3 protein-coding genes are annotated in these 3,118 nt (G+C 59.4%); 2 read left to right on the forward strand and 1 reads right to left on the reverse strand.

The features are described from left to right. On the reverse strand, nucleotides 1-187 hold a 187-nt coding region (locus L5014_RS39170), incomplete at its 3' end, for a DUF5372 family protein (RefSeq protein WP_420800211.1). Here L5014_RS39170 and L5014_RS38385 point away from each other — a divergent pair. Next, nucleotides 127-1,233 carry a group II intron reverse transcriptase/maturase gene (locus tag L5014_RS38385; protein WP_476638961.1) on the forward strand — a complete coding sequence of 369 codons (1,107 nt, stop codon included), beginning with the start codon at nucleotides 127-129 and terminating at the stop codon, nucleotides 1,231-1,233. The two genes, L5014_RS39170 and L5014_RS38385, sit on opposite strands and share 61 nt — an antisense overlap. Before the next feature lie 266 nt (nucleotides 1,234-1,499). Then, nucleotides 1,500-2,357: an MBL fold metallo-hydrolase gene (locus L5014_RS38390; RefSeq protein ID WP_238469071.1), complete on the forward strand. Its 858-nt coding sequence runs from the start codon at nucleotides 1,500-1,502 to the stop codon at nucleotides 2,355-2,357. Nucleotides 2,358-3,118: the final 761 nt, after the last annotated feature.

The following is a 3,118-nucleotide window of genomic DNA, read 5'->3' on the forward strand; positions in this document are numbered from 1 at the left end:
CTGCGACGCGGCGCGCCTTCAGCACGGAAAAGCGTTGGCCCCTGAGGGGATGAAATGGATGACGGATCTCAGCCCATCCCAAATGCTCGTTGAGCACTTGTGCAGTTCGCACTGACCGTCCCGTGTATGAGGTGCAGGTCGATGCAAGCCTTGTGGAAGCTCGCGCTTGAACCCATTGCGGAAACACTTGCGGACCCGAATTCCTATGGCTTTCGGCCAGAGCGCTCGACTGCCGATGCCATCGAACAGTGCTTCATCACTATGGCAAGACGCACTTCGTCAGAGTGGGTTCTGGAGGGGGACATCCGAGGCTGTTTCGACAGTTTCAGTCACTCCTGGCTCCTGGAGCACATACCTATGGATAAGACGGTTCTGCGCAAATGGCTTGAGGCCGGATACATCGATGAGGGATCATTGTTCGAGACACGGATGGGTACGCCCCAGGGCGGAATCATCTCGCCCGTGATCGCGAACATGGCGTTAGACGGGTTGGAGGCGGCAGTCTATGCGAGTGTCGGTGCAACGGCAATCGCGCGCCAAAAATTCAAACTCAACGTCATCCGGTACGCTGATGATTTCGTGGTGACCTGTGCGTCGAAAGACGTGCTCGAATCCTGCGTTCTTCCTGCGACCCGCCGTTTCATGGCCGATCGCGGGCTGGAACTGTCGGAGGAGAAAACGCGAATCACGCACATATCGGAAGGATTCGATTTCCTCGGGCAAAACGTACGCAAGTACGGCAGCAAATTGCTGATCATGCCAGCGAAGAAGAGTCTTAAATCGCTGCTTGATAAGGTCCGGGAAATCATTAAGGGCAACGCAAGCGTCACGCAAGAGATGCTGATACGACAACTCAACCCGGTCATTCGGGGCTGGGCCATGTACCATCGTCATATCGTGGCGAAGGCAACCTTCTCATTGATAGACTCGCACATCTGGCGCCTGCTCTGGAAGTGGGCGAAACGCAGACACCCCACGAAAGGAGCACGATGGGTTAAGCAGCGGTACTTCCGGGTGAACGGACAAAGGTCCTGGAACTTTGCAACGAAGGAGTCGGCCGACAGCAGTACCGGCGATGCTTGGCTCTTCCGTGCTTCAACAGTCGTAATCACGCGCCATGTAAAGGTTCGTGGACCGGCTAATCCGTTCGACCCGGAATGGACGACTTACTTTGCTCGTCGTCGAGCTTCAAAACGTTCTGTCAGGCTGCCCGGTGCCAGCCCCTGGTGCTGAAGCATGGCTTGAGCCGGATGCGAGGCGACTTGCCTGTCCGGTTCTTAGGGGAGCGCGTGCTGGCAACAGCACGCGCTTACCCGACAACCTGGATCTGTTGAAGAGCTTCGAGCTCGCCAGGAGAATGAGGAGCGAGTCAGCGGATCTCATAGGGGCCCGCAGCGGCGGGACTGGCTGCAAGAAGGCCGGATATAGAGCTGCAGCCCATCCTGTCTATCAAAGCACACGAAAACTGTTGCAAACGGGACGCGTTCATATAGCATCAGATGAAGCCAGCACGCAACACCGACTCCGTCCCAGGCGAGTGGTACGTAGACACAGCGTGCATCAATTGCGGTGCATCGCGTCACGTCGCACCTGGGCTGATTGCCGAACGAAACGACAAGAGTATCTTCGTGCGGCAGCCCGTTACGCCGGAAGAGCAAGTCGCTGCCTGGCGTGCGGTGCTCGTATGTCCGACGGCCTCGGTACGCAGCGAAACGAAGCAGCCTCGTCCTAACGCCGCGGTCTTTCCGCAGCCGATCACGTCGGGCGTGTGGCGCTGCGGATTCAACGCACGGTCGTCGTTTGGCGCGCACTCTTACTTTGCGGGGCGTCCGGACGGCAATCTGCTGATCGATTCACCGCGCTATGCGGCGGAACTCGTGAAATGGTTTGATGACAACGGTGGTATTGCGCACATCCTTCTGTCGCATCGTGACGACGTCGCGGACGCAGATAAATACGCCCGTCAATTCGGCGCGCGGGTCTGGATACACCGGGAAGACTTGTCGGCTGCGCCCTATGCAACGGACGTGCTCGACGACGGATCGGCGACGGACGTTGCGGCCGGCGTGCGCGCGGTCCCTGTGCCCGGGCACACGCGGGGTAGCGTCGTGTACCTGCTCGATGATCGCGTGCTGTTCTCGGGTGATTCGCTTGCCTGGAGCCCGCGCGCGCTGGACCTCGTCGCGTTCAGGGACGCGTGCTGGTATTCATGGGCTGAGCTCACCGAATCGCTTGGCAAGCTATCCGCGTATCGCTTCGACTGGTTGCTTCCTGGTCACGGCTGGTTCGCGCACTTGCCGGCCGAGGAAATGCGTGCTCGCCTGCTCGCGTTAGTTGCTCGCATGCGAAAGGATTGAAGTCGCCGTAATACCCCTTCCGGTATGCCGTGTTTTCGCTTCATTGGCTTCTGGAACCTTCCCCAAAGGTCGCCGTACACGACAAACACGCCTGCCGTCCGACTCGGCAGACGCCTGATTACACGTGCGATGCCCAGACCCGCTCGCGCGGGGCGCAGACCCATGCTCCGCCGATAGCAGCCGTCGACGTCAGGCCGATGCAAAGGGCCGCTCAACGTACTTCGACCGACCGCATCAGGCAGGGGCCGGCCAGGGGCAGCCATTCAACTCGCTCTGATGACAGACCGTTTCAAGCTGGACAGCGACTTTCACACGAGAACGGCAAGTCAAAGGTGCGGTTCGAATAAGTCGTCCGAGGGCTTCGAGGCAGCCGGCTGGTCCCCCGCCATTTCCGGCTGTCGGGAGGATGCTGTGTTTTCGCCAGTGCGGAGACCGCAAGTGATGTGGCGCGGGCGTGGCCCGATGCGTCCTGAGCATGGCATGATGTCGCGCAAACATGAATAGGGCGGGAGGCATAGATCGGAATGCAAGCAAGAGAGACCCAACTGCTGACGCTGCTGGCTGGCCAGCACCAGTTCGTCATCCCCATTTTCCAGCGCGACTATAGCTGGGGCGCAGACGAATGCGAGCGTCTCTTCAACTGCATATTCCACGCGTACTCGAGCGCGAATTCCACGGCGACCCGAGCACCGATTCCACGATGACCCGAGCGCGAATTCCACGCACACCCGAGCGCGAATTCCACGCGTAAGCGAGCAGTA

The organism is Paraburkholderia tagetis, assembly GCF_022213065.1.
Lineage (GTDB): Bacteria > Pseudomonadota > Gammaproteobacteria > Burkholderiales > Burkholderiaceae > Paraburkholderia > Paraburkholderia tagetis.

What these genes read in the sequence shown, in the direction of transcription:
- L5014_RS38385 (WP_476638961.1), top strand. Translation starts at nt 127, where the DNA reads ATGAGGTGCAGGTCGATGCAAGCCTTGTGGAAGCTCGCGCTTGAACCC.
- L5014_RS38390 (WP_238469071.1), top strand. Translation starts at nt 1,500, where the DNA reads ATGAAGCCAGCACGCAACACCGACTCCGTCCCAGGCGAGTGGTACGTA.